The sequence below is a fragment of the Oceanimonas sp. MB9 genome (genome assembly GCF_011319775.1).
Lineage (GTDB): Bacteria > Pseudomonadota > Gammaproteobacteria > Enterobacterales > Aeromonadaceae > Oceanimonas > Oceanimonas doudoroffii.
Genome location: NZ_VFBE01000005.1, coordinates 950,576 through 966,197, shown reverse-complemented (window position 1 = coordinate 966,197; position 15,622 = coordinate 950,576). Strand labels below are relative to the sequence as shown.

Annotated in this window: 8 protein-coding genes; 2 read left to right on the top strand and 6 right to left on the bottom strand. The window is 65.6% G+C overall.

Going from position 1 to position 15,622, the window contains the following annotated elements:
• Nucleotides 1-46: 46 nt before the first annotated feature.
• Nucleotides 47-2,521, top strand: coding sequence for an EAL domain-containing protein (locus OJHNALOF_RS07780; protein WP_165661667.1), 2,475 nt, complete (start codon nt 47-49; stop codon nt 2,519-2,521).
• Nucleotides 2,522-2,553: 32 nt separating this feature from the next.
• Nucleotides 2,554-4,392, top strand: a complete 1,839-nt coding sequence (locus OJHNALOF_RS07775) for an ABC transporter ATP-binding protein (RefSeq protein WP_165661666.1) — start codon at nt 2,554-2,556, stop codon at nt 4,390-4,392.
• Nucleotides 4,393-4,407: 15 nt separating this feature from the next.
• On the opposite strand, the gene OJHNALOF_RS07770 is transcribed toward OJHNALOF_RS07775, so the two are convergent.
• The 6 genes from OJHNALOF_RS07770 to recC all read right to left on the bottom strand — a co-directional run bounded on the left by OJHNALOF_RS07770 (nt 4,408) and on the right by recC (nt 15,436).
• Nucleotides 4,408-5,112, bottom strand: coding sequence for an anti-sigma factor domain-containing protein (locus OJHNALOF_RS07770; RefSeq protein WP_165661665.1), 705 nt, complete (start codon nt 5,110-5,112; stop codon nt 4,408-4,410).
• Nucleotides 5,109-5,675, bottom strand: coding sequence for a sigma-70 family RNA polymerase sigma factor (locus OJHNALOF_RS07765; RefSeq protein ID WP_165661664.1), 567 nt, complete (start codon nt 5,673-5,675; stop codon nt 5,109-5,111). The genes OJHNALOF_RS07770 and OJHNALOF_RS07765 overlap by 4 nt, the downstream gene beginning before the upstream one ends.
• A gap of 115 nt (nt 5,676-5,790) precedes the next feature.
• The gene (locus OJHNALOF_RS07760) at nt 5,791-6,315 is read right to left on the bottom strand and encodes a DUF3455 domain-containing protein (RefSeq protein WP_165661663.1); all 525 of its coding nucleotides are present in this window, start codon (nt 6,313-6,315) and stop codon (nt 5,791-5,793) included.
• 108 nt (nt 6,316-6,423) lie between these two features.
• Nucleotides 6,424-8,421: an exodeoxyribonuclease V subunit alpha gene (gene recD, locus OJHNALOF_RS07755; RefSeq protein ID WP_165661662.1), complete on the bottom strand. Its 1,998-nt coding sequence runs from the start codon at nt 8,419-8,421 to the stop codon at nt 6,424-6,426.
• Nucleotides 8,418-12,023: an exodeoxyribonuclease V subunit beta gene (recB, locus tag OJHNALOF_RS07750; RefSeq protein ID WP_165661661.1), complete on the bottom strand. Its 3,606-nt coding sequence runs from the start codon at nt 12,021-12,023 to the stop codon at nt 8,418-8,420. The genes recD and recB overlap by 4 nt, the downstream gene beginning before the upstream one ends.
• Nucleotides 12,020-15,436, bottom strand: coding sequence for an exodeoxyribonuclease V subunit gamma (gene recC / locus OJHNALOF_RS07745; protein WP_165661660.1), 3,417 nt, complete (start codon nt 15,434-15,436; stop codon nt 12,020-12,022). Before recC ends, recB begins: the two co-directional genes overlap by 4 nt.
• Between the last annotated feature and the right edge of the window lie 186 nt (nt 15,437-15,622).

Below are 15,622 nucleotides of genomic sequence, written 5' to 3'. Positions count from 1 at the left end.
GACACATCCAGACACCACTCCCGCCCATCTTTCCCTTGAACGACTTATGCACACCGGCCTGCTTACCTGCAGCCCCGACACGCCCTTGCGGGAAGCCGCCGCAAGCATGGCTTCGCGCCGGTGCAGCTCGGTGCTGATACTGGAGCAGGGGCGAGCCGTGGGAATATGGACCGAACGCGACAGCCTGCGGCTGGACTTCTCCTGCCCCGACAGCCTCAACCAGCCCATTCGCCGTGTGATGAGCCGGCCGGTGCACAGCCTGCCCCGCCATACTTCCCTGACCGAAGCAGCCCGCTGGCTCAGGCAGTGGCGCTGCCGCCATGTGCTGGTGGTGGACGACGAACAGCGGCCGCTGGGCATGGTGTCACAAACCGACATGGCGCTGAAACAGGGGCTGGAGCCCTACCTCAGCCTGCGGGACGTACGCGAGGCCATGGACGCCACGCCCCTGGTGCTGAACGGCGATCTCAGCCTGTCCCGGGCCGCCGCCGCCATGCTGGAGCAAGACAAGGATGCCGCCGTGGTGCACACCGCGGGGGCGCCACTCGGCATCATCACCGAGCGCGACATGGTACGCTACATTGCCCGGCATCCGGGGGCCACGCCCATCGGGGAACTGGCCAGCCGGCCCCTGCTGTCCGTGGCCCCCACCGACACCCTGCTGCACGCCCGGGACCTGCTGATCAATCACAGGGTGCGGCACCTGGCGGTGCTCGACGGCGAGCGCATTGCAGGACTGCTGGGCTTTCGCCAGATCATCGACGGCGTGGAGCATGGCTACCTTCAGGAAGTGCGTCAGCTACTGGAGCAGCGGGATCAGGCGCTGCTGCGCTCCCGGCTCAACCTGCAACTGGCGGAGCGGGTAATCGAGGCCTCGCTGGAAGGCATTATCATTACCGACGCCGGCGGTCGCATCGAATTTGTCAATCCCGCCTTTACCCATACCACCGGCTACAGTGCCGAAGAGGTCATGGGCCGCACGCCGGCCCTGCTCTCTTCCGGGCGTCACGACGCCGCCTTTTACCGGGCCATGTGGCAAACCCTGAACGAACAGGGTTACTGGCGGGGCGAGATCTGGAACCGGCGCAAGAGCGGTCAGCTCTACCTGGAATTGCTCACCATTACCGCCATACAGGATGACGGCGGCAACATCACCAACTTTGCCGCCCTGTTTACCGACATCACCCATATTCGGGAAAACGAGGATCGCATTCGCCAGCTGGCCTATTACGATGCCCTCACCGGTCTGCCCAACCGACGCCTGCTGGAAGACCGGCTCGCGCTGGCGGTGCGCCACGCCCATCGCAGCCGCCGGCACCTGGCGGTCATCTTTATCGATCTGGATCACTTCAAACAGGTCAACGACACCCTGGGGCACGCCGCCGGCGACGAGTTGCTGCTGGAGGTGTCCCGACGCATTCGTGCCCGGCTGCGGGAAGACGACACCCTGGCGCGCCTCGGCGGTGACGAGTTTATCGTGCTGCTGCCCGAGCTCGAGCAGGCCGACGAGGCCAGCCGCATCGCCCAGCGGCTGATCGACGCCGTGGCCGAGCCCTTTTACATTCGCAACCAACCATTTCGCATTGGCTGCAGCCTGGGGGTAAGCCTGTATCCGGACGATGCCGACACGCCGGAAACACTGCTGCACCACGCCGACTCGGCCATGTATCAGGCCAAGCAGGAAGGCCGCAACGACTATCGCCTCTACAGCCAGGACATGAACCACCAGCAGCATCGCGCCCTGGCTATGGAAACCGCCCTGCGCGACGCGGTAGAAAGCGGCGACGGGCTCAGCCTGCACTACCAGCCTCAGGTGCACCGGCACGACCGCACCCTGGCCGGCGTAGAGGCCCTGGCCCGCTGGCAGCACCCCGACTTTGGCCGGGTCTCCCCCGCCGACTTTATTCCCCTGGCAGAGCGGGCCGGGCTCATGGTCGCCCTTGGCCGCACCCTGCTCGGTCAGGCCATTAGACAACAGCGGCGCTGGCTGGATCAGGGCCTGGTGCCGGTGCCGGTGTCGGTCAACCTGTCGGCCCAGCAGTTCTGGCAACATGACTTGCTGGTGCAGCTGCGCCAGCTGCTCGCCGAGCATCAATTACCCGCCGGCCTTATCAACATTGAGCTGACCGAGAGCGTGCTGCTCGACAAGCAGCAACAGGCCATTCCCCTTCTCAACAGCCTGCGCGAACTGGGTTGCGCCATTGCCATCGACGACTTTGGCACCGGCTATTCCTCACTCAGCTACCTGCAGGATTTGCCGGTGGACGTTCTGAAAATCGACCGCAGCTTTATTCAGCGCCTGGGCGAGTCCCGCAGCAGTGCCGCCATTCTGGCGGCGGTGACCGGACTGGCACGGGAACTGGCGTTTCACGTGGTGGCGGAAGGGGTGGAAACCGAGGCCCAGATGCAGGCGCTGGAGCGCTATCCGGTGGATCTGGTGCAGGGCTACCTGACCGGCAGGCCGCTGCCGGCGAGCGACTTTGCCGCGTTATGGCTTGGCAAAACGCGACATCAAGGGTAAAAACGCGAGTATGTCCGTAACTGGAAGACCCGATGTTCAAACTGTTTGAAAGCCTGACCCAGCCCTTTCCCGACGAAGCACCCACTCGTCCTCCCAAAGGCCTGTATGCCTTCTGCCGCCACTACACTCGAGGCTTTGAATGGCCCCTGGTGGTGATGGCGCTGCTCAGTGCCACCGTGGCCGTGATCGAAGTCGCCCTGCTTGGCTTTATGGGCCAGCTGGTGGATCTGCTGGCCAGCCATAGCCCGGAGTCATTCTGGGCCGAAGAGCGGGGTACCCTGATCCTCATGGGTGCGTTGGTACTGGTGATCATTCCGCTGCTGGCCTTTGGCCACTCGATGCTGATGCACCAGTCGCTGCTGGGGAATTACCCCATGTCCATTCGCTGGCAGGCGCACCGCTACCTGCTGAACCAGAGCATGAGCTTTTATCAGGACGAATTCGCCGGTCGTATTGCCACCAAAGTGATGCAAACGGCACTGGCAGTGCGGGAAACCGTGATGAAACTGCTGGACGTGCTGGTATATGTATCCGTCTACTTTATCGCCATGCTGGTGATGATGGGCCAGTCGGATCTGATCCTGATGCTGCCCATTCTGCTCTGGTTGCTGACCTATATCGGCATTCAGTGCTACTTCGTGCCACGCATGAAGCGCGTCGCCACCGCCCAGGCCGATGCCCGCTCCATGATGACCGGCCGCATCGTCGACAGTTACGCCAATATCACCACGGTCAAACTGTTCGCCCATGCCGACGCCGAAACCCGCTATGCCCGACGAGGCATGCGTGCCTTTCTCGATACCGTTTACGGTCAGATGCGCCTGGCCACCGGCTTTGTGCTGAGCGTGGACGCCATCAACTACCTGCTGCTGTTCACCATTACCGCCCTGTCGATCGGATTGTGGATGAACGCCTCCGTCACCGTCGGGGTGATCGCCGTGGCCATCAGCATCGCCCTGCGCCTGCAAGGCATGTCGAAATGGATCATGTGGGAAATTGGCGCCCTGTTCGAAAACATCGGCACGGTGATCGATGGCATGAACACCCTGTCCAAATCCGTGGCCATCGAGGACAAGGCCGGCGCCGAAGAGCTGACCGTAAACCGGGGTGCCATTCGCTTTGAGGACATCACCTTTCAATATGGCCGGGATGAGCCGGTGATCGAGCACTTCAACCTGAATATTCGGCCCGGTGAAAAGGTGGGCCTGGTGGGTCGCTCCGGGGCGGGCAAGTCCACCCTGGTGAACCTGCTGCTGCGCCTGCATGAGCTCGAAGGTGGCCGCATCACCATAGACGGCCAGGATATAACCGCCGTGACCCAGCACTCCCTGCGTGGCCAGATTGGCATGGTGACCCAGGATACCTCCCTGCTGCACCGCTCCATTCGGGAAAACATTCTCTACGGCAAGCCGGCGGCTTCCGAGGAAGACCTGGTTGCCGCCAGTCGCCAGGCCCACGCCCACGACTTTATTCAAAGCCTGGAGGACAAGGACGGCAACCGGGGTTACGACGCCCAGGTGGGCGAGCGCGGCATCAAGCTTTCGGGGGGCCAGCGCCAGCGCATCGGCATTGCCCGGGTACTGCTCAAGGACGCCCCCATACTGGTGCTGGACGAAGCCACTTCGGCGCTGGACTCCGAAGTGGAGGCCGCCATTCAGGAAAGCCTGTACCAGTTGATGGAAGGCAAAACGGTGATCGCCATCGCCCATCGCCTCTCCACCATCGCCGCCATGGACCGCCTGGTGGTGCTTGACCGAGGCCGTATCGTCGAGCAGGGTTCGCACCAGGAATTGCTGGCCCAAAACGGCATCTACGCCCAGTTGTGGAACCACCAGACCGGCGGTTTTCTGGCCGAAGCCCTGCAACCCTGACTCCCCGGCCCGCGTTCACAGGGCGACCGCCCGGCCGATAAACTGGATGGGCCCGGAGGGCAGGCCGGTGGGCGAGCCGCCGGCCTGCTCCAGGGTCAGCTCAAACAATTGATTGGGCGCCAGCGGCGGCAACTCCGCCAGCGGCACCCGCAGCGGCTGCCCCGGCTCCACCAGCCCCAGGGATACCGGCCGTGGCCAGTCTTCCCCCTTGGTCCAGAATTGCAGCACCCGATCCGCCGGCACCGACACCGCCGCCAACGGAGTCAGCTGCACCTCCCGCGAGTCGCTGGCCTGCACCAGCCAGCCCGGGGTCTGCTGCTCCGGCGCCACCAGCACCACCACATAGCGCGGCGTGGGCGAAGGCCGCAGCCACAACAGCGCCGCCAGCACCACACAGGCGGCGAGACTGGCCATACTCACCCCCTGCCAGAGCAAGGGGCGGCGCCACCAGGGCGGGCGCCGGTGGTCCGGTCGCACCGGCGCCAGGGCATCCAGAGTACGCTCCACCCGGGGCCAAAGCCGGGACGAGGGCGCCCTCGGCTCGGCCAGAGCGGTCAGCGGGTGCAGCCGCTCCTCCCACTGCGCCACCGCGTCCCGCAGCGCCGCATCGGCTTGCAGCCGTTGCTCCACCCGCCGTCGCTCCTCGGCGGACAAGGTCCCCAGCACATATTCGCCGGCAAGGGTATACAGTGCCGGATCCGGTTGATGCCCGTCCTTCATGTCATGCACTCCCGCAGGGCCGCCAGACCGCGCCGAATCCAGGCCTTAATGGTGCCCAGCGGCGCGCCCATGCGGCCGGCAATTTCATGATGGGTGCAGCCGTCCATATAGGCATGCAGTATGCAGTTGCGCCGCTCCGGCTCGAGCTGTTCCAGGCAGAGCTCGACTCGAGCGCCGCACTCTTCCCAGGAGGTCTCGTCCCGGCGCTGTAGCCAGTGCTCGAACGAATGGTGCGCCTCCATGCGCTCGGCCTGCTCCGGGTCCAGGCCCAGCTCTCTGCCCCGGTTGCGTACCGTGTTCAGGGCCAGATGTCGGGCCACGCTGTAGATCCAGCCCCGGGCCGAGCCCCGGGCCGCATCAAAGCTGCCGGCCCGCAGCCAGATGTTGATCAAGGCATCGTGCACTATGTCTTCCGCCAGGGCATGATCGCGCACTATGCGCATGACCACCCCCAACAGCCGGGATCCTTCCCGTTCATAAAGCCGATGAAGGGCACTGCGCTCGCCCCTGGCACAGGCCGCCAGCAGGGCCCGGTAATCGGTATCTGTCGTCTCTGTGCTCATCTGCAGGGCCGCCCAAAAGTAGTCAAACGAAGCCTAACTCAGTTTCAAGCGTAGACCAGTTTGAACGGGCGGCCCTGAGTTTTGCTGTTTACCCTGAGCCCGTCGAGGACGTGCCTCAGCCGGCCTTCCAGAACAGGTAATCGGCCTGATATTGCACGATTTGCCGCTCGCCCTGGTTGTCCTGGCCACAGGCCATGGCCGGCGCCACCCCGCCTTGCGTATTCAGCCGCTGAATGTAGGTCACCCCTGTCATGGCCCCCTCGCCTTCGGCGGGGTTCGCCCGAACCAGCTGGAAGGGTATGTTGCCATCGCCGCCCGGCGCCACCGCCAGCTGGGTGCCGGTCACACTGGAGCCGTCGGCCGCCTGCCAGGTGGCGGGCGGACCAAAATAGCGACCCACTTCGTTGCCGCCGCTGTCCTTCAGCATCGCATCCGGCCCCATGAATACCCAGGTCAGCTCATCGGCGGCATCGGCCTTGGCGCGGCATTCATAGGTGATTTCGCCGACCCCCACGGTTTCCAGCGCCACCTTGTTACCCGCCGGAACCTGTACGCTGTCCGGCACCGCGGCCCAGGCGACGGGCGCAAGCAACAGGGCCGAAGCCAGTACCGGAGTGATTTTGCGGTTGAAATTATGCATCTCATGTCTCCTTGTGACGGAAATCTCGCGTGCGGCATCTTGGCCACTCAGGTAATACCCGCCAGTTATGCATCTGGATGCACCCAACCACAAAAAAGTTTTTCTCCCCTAGCCCTGCAGGCTCTCCAGCAGGCCGCTTCGCCGCTCCACTCGGCGCGCAATGGCCTGCTCAAACACGCCGCGTCTGGGCTCGAGCAGGGTAAACCAGTGCCGGGCCCGGGTAATGCCGGTGTAGAGCAGCTCCTTGGTCAGCACCGGGTTCAGGGCCTCGGGCAATATCATGGCGGTGTGGGCAAATTCCGAGCCCTGGGACTTGTGTACCGTCATGGCAAACACCGTTTCCACTTCACTCAGCCGGCTGGGCAGCACAAAGCGCAACTCGCCGCTGCCGTCGTTGCGGGGAAAGGCCACCCGCAACACCGGTCGGCCGTCTTCTTCCGGCAGGCGCAGGGCAATGCCGATGTCACCGTTCATCAGCCCCAGGCCGTAATCGTTACGGGTGACCAGCACCGGCCGGCCTTCATACCAGCCTTCCTTGCCTTCCAGCAGGCCGCGTCGGTGCAGCAGCCCGGCGATACGCTCATTTAGTCCTTCCACCCCCCAGGGCCCGCGACGCACCGCACACAGCAACCGAAACTGATCAAAGGCGGCGAGCACGCCTTTGGCCCAGTCATGCCAGGCACCATCACCATAGGCCGTGCCAACGGCGGGCCGCTCATCACGCAGTGTGCTCAGGTAGTGGCCATAGCCCAGGGCCTGGCCCCGGCCGTCACTCAGCAGCCGGTTGAGCGCACCGTCCTGCTCCCCCTTGAGTCGCACCGTGGCCACCTCGTCGCCGCCGGCGAGGTGCCGCCGCGCTTCTTCGGGCTGTTGGCGATTCACCGCCTCCGCCAGCCGGCCAATACCGGAGCCCCCGGCAAAGCGGCGGGAATAACGCAGCATCAGAATGCGCTGGGCCAGGGCATTTCGTCCGGGCTCGCCGGCCACCAGTGCCGAATGCGCCACCCGTTCGCCACTGACCGCTTCAAGCCAGGCCTGGCGCTCCGGTTGATACAGTCCCCGTTCGGCATGGCGGCACAAATCCCCCAGCAGGGCTCCCGCCTCCACCGAAGCCAGCTGATCCTTGTCTCCAAGCAGCAACAACCGGGCATGAGCCGGCAGCGCCGCCAGCAGGCTGTGCATCATTTCCAGATCGATCATAGAGGCCTCATCCACCACCAGCACGTCCAGGGGCAGCGGATTGCCGGCATGATGGCGAAAATGCCGGCTGTCGGGCAGGCTGCCCAGCAGCCGGTGCAGGGTGCTCACCTCCACCGGTATACGGGCACGCACTTCGTCGTTCACCGGCAGCGACGCCACCTGGGCGCCGATCGACTCGGTGAGCCGGGCCGCCGCCTTGCCGGTGGGGGCCGCCAGCCGAATGCGCAGCGGCTGTTCGGCGGTGCCCTGCAGCAACGCCAGCAGCCGCACCACCGTCGTGGTCTTGCCGGTGCCGGGGCCGCCGGTGATCAAGGTAAAGCCGCTGCTCGCCGCCAGCGCGCAGGCAAGCTTCTGCCAGTCGGTCTGGCGTTCACCGTTAAGCAGCAGCGGCTCGGGAAAGAGCCGCGCCAGCCAGCCGGACAGGCCGTCTGGCACGGCTCTGTCGTCACCGATGCGCGCCGCCAGCGCCCGCGCCACCCCCTGCTCATAATTCCAGTAACGGCGCAGGTAGAGGCGCTCGCCATGCAGCACCAAAGGCCGGTCCGACTCGCCCCCGGCGGCCACCAGGGTGCTGGCCGCCAGGGCTCGAGTCCAGTGCGCCAGGGTCAGGCCCGCCAGCTGCACGGAGGGCAGCCAGGCATCGGCCAGGCCCTCCTCTCCTTCCGGCGGCAATGACAGGGCAAAGTCGGGCGCGGCCAGGGTGGCGGCCAGATCCAGACACACATGACCATGGCCCAGCTGGTGGCTGGCCAGGGCCGAGGCCAGCAGTACCACCGACTCGGCCTGGTCATCCTGCTCGGCAAAAAAGCCCGCCAGGGCCCGGTCCAGTGGCCGCAGCCAGCCCAGCGCCACCCAACGGTCAAGCAGCGCCAGCAACTCGGTGATGGTGGTATGGGGGGTGATCATGGCTGAACCTCCTCGGCCTGGCCGCAAAACAGCGCGTCAAGGCGCTCTATCAAAACCCTGGGGGGCTTGTGGGAAAACACGGCACCGGGGCGGCGTACAAAAAGATACAGGGCACCGCCCATGTGGGTGTCGTAGTCGTAATCGGGCAGCCGCAGCCGCAGCTGGCGGTGCAGCGCCAGCACATAGAGCACGTACTGCAGATCGTAACGGTGGCGAATCATCTGATCGATCATGGCCGCTTGGGTGTAATCCTCGTCTTCCGGGCCCAGCCAGTTCGACTTGTAATCCACCACGTAATAACGGCCTTCATGTTCAAACACCAAATCGATAAAGCCCTTGAGCATGCCGTTGAGCCGCCCCGGGGCCAGCACCGGTCGCTCCTGCTCCGGCAACACATGGGTGCGTACCAGCTCGTCCAACCTGGGCACCCGCACCTGACTCACTTCGAGCCAGAACTCCAGCTCCGGCTGAAACTGTTGCAGCGCCTGCAGTGCCGGGCCGCCCTCAAACAGCGGCGTAGCCAGCAGGCCTCGCAGCCAGTCGGTCAGCGCCGGTGCCCACTCTTCCAGGTTGCGCAGCTGGCAACGCCGGGCCAGTTGGCCGGCCAGCTCCTCGGGTTGTGCCGCCAGCCCTTCGGTCAGGGCCAGCTCCAGCAAACCGTGCAGAAAGGTACCCGCCGCCGGCCCGCGAGGAAAACGGTGCAGGCTGGGGGTTTCTCCGGGCCGCAGCGGCACAAAGGGCCGCTCCAGTTCGTCGTCGCCGGCCTTGCCGGCCTCGGGCCGCTCGGGGGCGGCATCGTCAAAGCGCTGGCCGGCGTCTTCCCGACTCAGCAAGGCGCTGTAAGAGGCAATCCACCAGTGCTCGGCGGCCGGGCGGGCCGGCGTGGCCCAGACCGGCGGGGCGACGCCCGCCGAGGTATCCACCCAGGTTTCCACGTCCGGTTCCGGCGCCGGGCTCAGGCTGGTATGGTCGCTCACCAGTGGTGTCAGCCAGCCCTGAAGATTGCCGTCCAGCACGGCGCCACCGCCCAGCAGCCGCCCCATGGCCGAGTCATGCAGGCGGGATGCCTTGCCGTTGCCCACACGAATGTCCGCCAGCCCCAGCCAACAGGCGTGCCGGGCCCGAGTCAAGGCTACATAAAGCAGGCGCAAATCCTCGCCCAGCCGTTCGCGCTCGGCCTGAGCCTGCTGCTCATCGGTGGGGCTCAGCACCAACCGCTTGCGCTCGCCGTCGTGCAGCTGCACCGCCGTGCCCCGGGCCCCGCTTTCCCGGAACGAGCAGATAAAAGGCAGAAACACCAGGGGGTACTCCAGCCCCTTGGATTTGTGAATGGTCACCACCCGCACCAGGGCGGCGTCGCTTTCCAGCCGCAGCACCTGCTCGTCGGCGGCCTGGCGTTCCCCGTCCATGCACTCGGTAAGGTGGCGGATCAGCGCCTGCTCGCCATCAAGGCTGGCGGCGGCCTGCTGCATCAGCTCGGCCAGATGCAATATATTGGTGAGGCTACGCTCGCCTTCCGTGCCCCGCAACAGCCGGGACGGCAGGGCGAAGTCGTGCAACAGCCGGTGCACCATGGGCAATACTCCCTGGCGCTGCCAGATGCGGCGATAGTCCCGAAACTGCAGCACGCGACGCTCCCAGTGACGCTCATCCTGGTTGAGCCGCTCCAGCTCGCCGAGGCTCAAGCCCAGGGTCGTGGTGGCCAGCGCCGCCCTGAGTGTGCCGTCCTGCTCCGGCTCGGCGCAGGCGCGCAACCAGTGGCGCAAATCCGCCGCCTCGGGGCTGGCAAACACCGAGTCCTTGTCGGACAGGTACACGCTGCGCACGCCCCGGGCCGCCAGCGCGGTGCGAATGGCCTGGGCCTCGCGAAAACTGCGCACCAGCACCGCCATGTCGCTGGGCCGCACCGGAGTCAGGGTGTCGCCGTCGGCAAAGCCGGCCCGGCCCGCACCGCCCAGGTTCAGCAACCGGGTCATGTGGCTGGCGCAGCGCTCGGCCATCTGCTCCACATAGGCACCGCCGGCAAAGGGCGTGTCGTCGTCCTGTTCCAGCTGCCACAGGGTCAGCGCCGGCTGCGGTTCACCCTCGCACTGCCAGCCTTCTTGTCGGCCCTTGGCCTTTACCGGCACAAAGGGCAGCGGATTGTGCTCGCCGTCGCGAAACAGAAAGGCGCCCTCGGCATGCTGCTCGGCCCGTTCAAACAGGTGATTGACCGCCGCCACCATGGCCGTGGCGGAGCGAAAGTTGGTGTCCAGACTGTAGTGCCGGCCCTCGGTGGCGGCCCGGGCCGACAGGTAGGTGTAAATGTCGGCACCGCGAAAGGCGTAAATGGCCTGCTTGGGATCGCCAATCATAAACAGGCCGCTGTCGGCGCTGTTGTCCGCCACGCGGTAAATGGTGTCAAAAATACGGTATTGCAGGGGGTCGGTGTCCTGAAATTCATCGATCAACGCCACCGGAAACTGTTGCCTGATCACTTCGGCCAGGCGCGGGCCGTTCTCTCCGGCCAGGGCATCATCCAGGCGGGTCAGCATGTCGTCAAAGCCCATTTCGGCCCGGCGGCGTTTTTCCAGCTCAAAGCGCCGGCGCACCCAGGCGGCGGCATGGCGCAGCGCCGGCTCGGCGGGGCCGGTGAGGGCCGCCAGCTGCGCGGGCAGGGTCACCATGGCATCCAGGCCCGAATGAACGGGCGGCGTGCCGGTTTTCCAGGCCTCTGCCAGGCCGTCGGGGGTGAGCCGCACAAAGCCGGTACCGAGATCCAGCTCCGCCTCGGTGGAGCCGGCCCAGGCCCGCAGCTTGCCGAACCAGGGCTGATAGTAACGGGCCTGCAGCTTGCGACCGTTAACCACCTTGTCGGCCACCGCCTTGTCGAGCAGCAATTCCAGCTCGTCGGCCCAGGCGCCCCAGGGGGCCTTGAGGGCCGAGAGGTCGGCCTCGCGCTGGCTCAGGCTGTGCGCCAGCAGCTCACCCAGCTCACCCTCGGCCTCGCCCGGCTCTCCCAGCAGCGGCCGCAGCGCCTTCAGCAGGCCACTCGGGGTCTGCCAGTGGGTCATCACCCAGTCGAGGGCGGCGCCGTCCAGCGGGTAGCACTGGCGGCGCCAATAATCACGCACCACTTCCGCCAGCAGTTCGCTATGATCGGTTTGCAGGGTCTGGGTAAACAGGCTGCCGCTGTCAAAGGCATGCTCCCGCAGCATGCGCTGGCACCAGCCGTGAATGGTGGACACCGCCGCCTCGTCCATCCACTGGGCGGCAATGTCGAGGCGATGGGCACAACCGGTCCACTGCTCGGGGGCAATATCGTCGCGCAGGGCCATCAGCAGGTCATCGCCCTGCGCCTCGCCGCGAAATACCGCCGCCGCCTCCACCAGCCGGGCACGAATGCGATCACGCAACTCCTGGGTGGCAGCCTCGGTAAAGGTTACCACCAGAATTTCCGGCGGCAGCAGCTCCCGGGCAAAACCCTGTTCTCCGCCGTGGCCCAGCACCAGCCGCAGGTAAAGTGCCGAAATGGTAAAGGTTTTTCCGGTGCCGGCGCTGGCCTCGATCAGCCGGCTGCCGTGCAGGGGAAAGCTCAGCGCCAGCGGACGCGTTGCACTCATGATAATGCCTCCTGTGGCAAGGGTTGCGGGCCATGCTCCAGCAGCGGCCGGTAAAGTTGTTCGCTCCAGGCGGCAAAACAGCCATCGGCATTCAGAACGTCAAAGTCGGGGAACTGCCGGGCCAGGGCGCCGCTCTCCGCGCGCTCACCTTGGCTGTGGTAACCGTCGCCCTCATAGGCTTTGCGGGCGGCCGGCTCGGCCCTGGCATCGTCCTTTTGCTCGAGTCGGCTCATGGCGGTTTTCATCGCCACCGGCAGCGGCGCCGTCATGCCCGCCTGCAAAGCATTCAGCCAGCCCTGCACGATGCGTTGGGCGTCCTCTTGCGGCAGCGCTGCGCCATGCAGGGTGGTGTCTTCCCCCACCATATACAGGCTGAGTTCAATGCCGCAGGCGCAGGCCACCGTCTGGGCCACAAAGGCGCGCAGCAGCCGGTGCCAGCGCAGGCTTTTATCGTTTTGCAGATTCCCCGGCTGCAGCTCAATCAGGGCCAACCGGTCGCCGCCCTGGCGCAGTCCGCCCAGCCAGCCTTCAAGTTGCAGACCCGAATGCTCAATCGACAGCGGCCGCGGCGAAGTCAATATTCCGGGCCAGGCATGACAAAGCGCCCTGAACCGGGCCAGCTGATCCGGCAGGGCCGCCTGCACCTCGATCCGAATCCGCTCGCCAAAGCCCGCCAGCGGCAACCGGCCCTGCCCCTGCAGCCGGGCGGCGGCCCTGGCCAGGGCGGCATCGGACTCCTCAGCATTCGCGGCGGCCTCCAGCAGCTCACGCTTGATCACATAACGCTCAAGGCCGTTGAGGGCAAAGGGCTCGTCGTCGAGCCCGGTGGCGGCGCTTTCATCCAGCATGACCTTGAGCCGGCGGGCAAAAAAGGCAGCCACGGGCTGGCGCAGAAACTGCTGCAGCTGCTCCAGCGGCACGGGGCCGTCCGGACACCAGGCCGGCAGAGACGACTCGGTAGAGGTAGGGTTGCCCTCGGCCTGCACCCACTCCCGGGCATAGCTGATCAGGCCGCTGCCGGGGGTGAAGTAACGCCGACTAAAGGGCTGCAACGGGTGCTCGGTGGTAATGGCATCAAGCAGCTCACCGCCCTGCGCCAGCTGCCAGCCACTCAGATGATCCCTGAGCTGGCCCACCAGCACCGACGGCGGCCGCTCGGTATTGTCGCGAATGCTACGGCCCACCCAGCTGATATAGAGCCCGTCCCGGGCCGAGAGCAAGGCTTCCAGCATCAGGTAGCGGTCGTCTTCCCGGCGGGAGCGATCCCCGGGGCGGTAGTCGCCGGCCATCAGATCAAAGTCGAGGGGGGTAACGCTGCGAGGATAGTCGCCGTCGTTCATGCCCAGCAGGCAGACCCGGCGAAAGGGAATGGCGCGCATCGGCATCAGGGTGCAGAAGTTCACCGCCCCGGCCAGAAAACGCTGGCTCAGCCGGCCCTGATCCACCGCGGCCAGCCATGCTTCGCGCACCACGGTGAGCGGCAGTGGCTCGGTCAGCTCCACTCCGGCACAGAGTTCCTGCCACTGCTCCAGGGCATCGGTGAGGCCGCCCATCAACGCCTGCTCGCGCTCACTGTCGGGCTCAAAGAAGGCACCGAGCAACGCCAGCAGCCGCACCGACCACTCGGCGGCAGGCACCGCCTCACTCAGGGTATCGTGCAGGGCATCAATGGCGTCCAGCAGGCTCACCAGGGGGCCGATGATAACGGCGTCCAGGCCGCCGATTTCATCGTAGGGCTCAATGCCGGCCCAGGCGTCACCGGTGCCCACGGCATAGCCCAGCAGCATGCGGCGCAGGCCAAAGCGCCAGGTGTTCTGCTCCAGGCAGCCCGGCAGGCCCAGGCCGGCCCGGCGGCGGGCGTCCAGGCCCCAGCGCACCCCGGCCCCTTCAATCCAGCGCCGCAGCACCGGCAGATCCGCCTCGTGAATACCAAAACGCCGGCGCAGGGCGGCCACGTCGAGCAGATCCAGCACCTCGCTCACCGGCAACCGGCTGTCGGGCAGGCGCAGCAAGTGCTCCAGGGCGATCAACAGCGGCTCATTGCCCCGGCTGCCCTGATCCGCCAGGGTAAAGGGAATAAAGCGATCGTCGTCCCGTTCATACTGGCCAAATACCGCCTGAATATGGGGAGCATAAACGTTGATGTCGGGCACCATAACAATGATGTCACGGGGTCGCAGGCTATCGTCTTCGGAAAAGCGAGCCAGCAGCCGATCGTGCAGAATTTCCACCTCACGCTGGGGGCTGTGGCCGACATGAAATTCCACGCTGAGCTGCTCCGGCGCCAGCGGCGGCCAGTATTCGCGACTTTCCGCCGGTGGCCGCAGGTTGAGAATGTCATCCTGCAGCTGACCCAGTAAATGCTCGGTGTTGCCGTCATCAAACAGATCGATGCGGCTGCCGAGGGCGTCAAAACGGGCACGGTAACTGTCGGGGTCGTCCAGGCTGTCGAGCAGGTTGATGTAGTCCCGGCCCTGCTTGCCCCAGGCCGCCAGCAACGGATGGGCATGCTGATGCAGCTCCACCGCACTCAGCCCCGGGGCTTGGCCGGCCTTGCGGGCGTGCCGGCGGTACTGGTGGCGCAGCAGATCCTGATCCGGCACTATGTCGCCCCAGTGGTGCTGGCAGGGATTGTGCACGCACAACAGCACCTGACTGAACCGGGCCATGGCCGACAGCGCTTCCAGGGTCTGTGCCGGCAACGAGGAAATGCCGAACACCACCACACGCCGAGGCAGTCCGGGGGGGCGGCGTTCACAGGTGCGCAAGTATTCCACAAAGCGCGGGTGCACCCCGGCCCGGCTGCCGGCCAGCTCCTGCTCCCCCACGTCACCCAGCAACACGCGCCATAACGCCGGCTGCCAGCGTACCGCCTCTTCCAGCGGCTGTTCGCCCCGGCGACCGTGGATCATCACATCACGGCCGTCCGCCCAGGCCGCCAGCCAGTCGGCCCGGTACACCTGGTACTGATCGAACAAGTCCGCCAGCCGCTCGGCCAGCTGGTAGCGCTTGCGGCCGTCATTGTCGTCCTGCAAAAAGCGCTCAAGGGGGGCAAAGACAGGATCACGCACCAGTGCCGGCAGCAGCCGCATCAGCCGCCAGGTCAGCGGCGCCTTGTCCAGCGGCGACAGCCGGGGAATGGTATGGCTGCCCAGCACCGCCCGATAGCTTTGCCACAAAAACCGGGCCGGCAGCTCCACCTGCATGGCGGCGGCAATACCACCGCTGCGGTGCTCGGCCAGGGCCAGTTTGAGCCACTGGGCTATGCCGTTGCTCTGTACCAGTATCACTTCGTTTTCCAGCGGCGCCAGCGGATTGCGCCGCATCCAGGCCACTGCCAGCTCCCGCAGGGCTTCCAGGTGATTGCCGTGCACCACCATGAGGCCGGGGGAAAGCCCATCGTTATTTTGCATGCCGAGTCCTTGTTTACCGCGCGTCGAGGCCTATGATAGTGCCGAATGGGCGCGACATTAAGCACCGCATGCCTGCCGGCAAGCACCTGGCCCGCCTCCATCGGTATTGCCAATCACCTCAAAATAATTACAATTCTAAGTTTTATTGTTTGCCGAGCCATCGGCACGCTTGGTGCATGAAGCGCC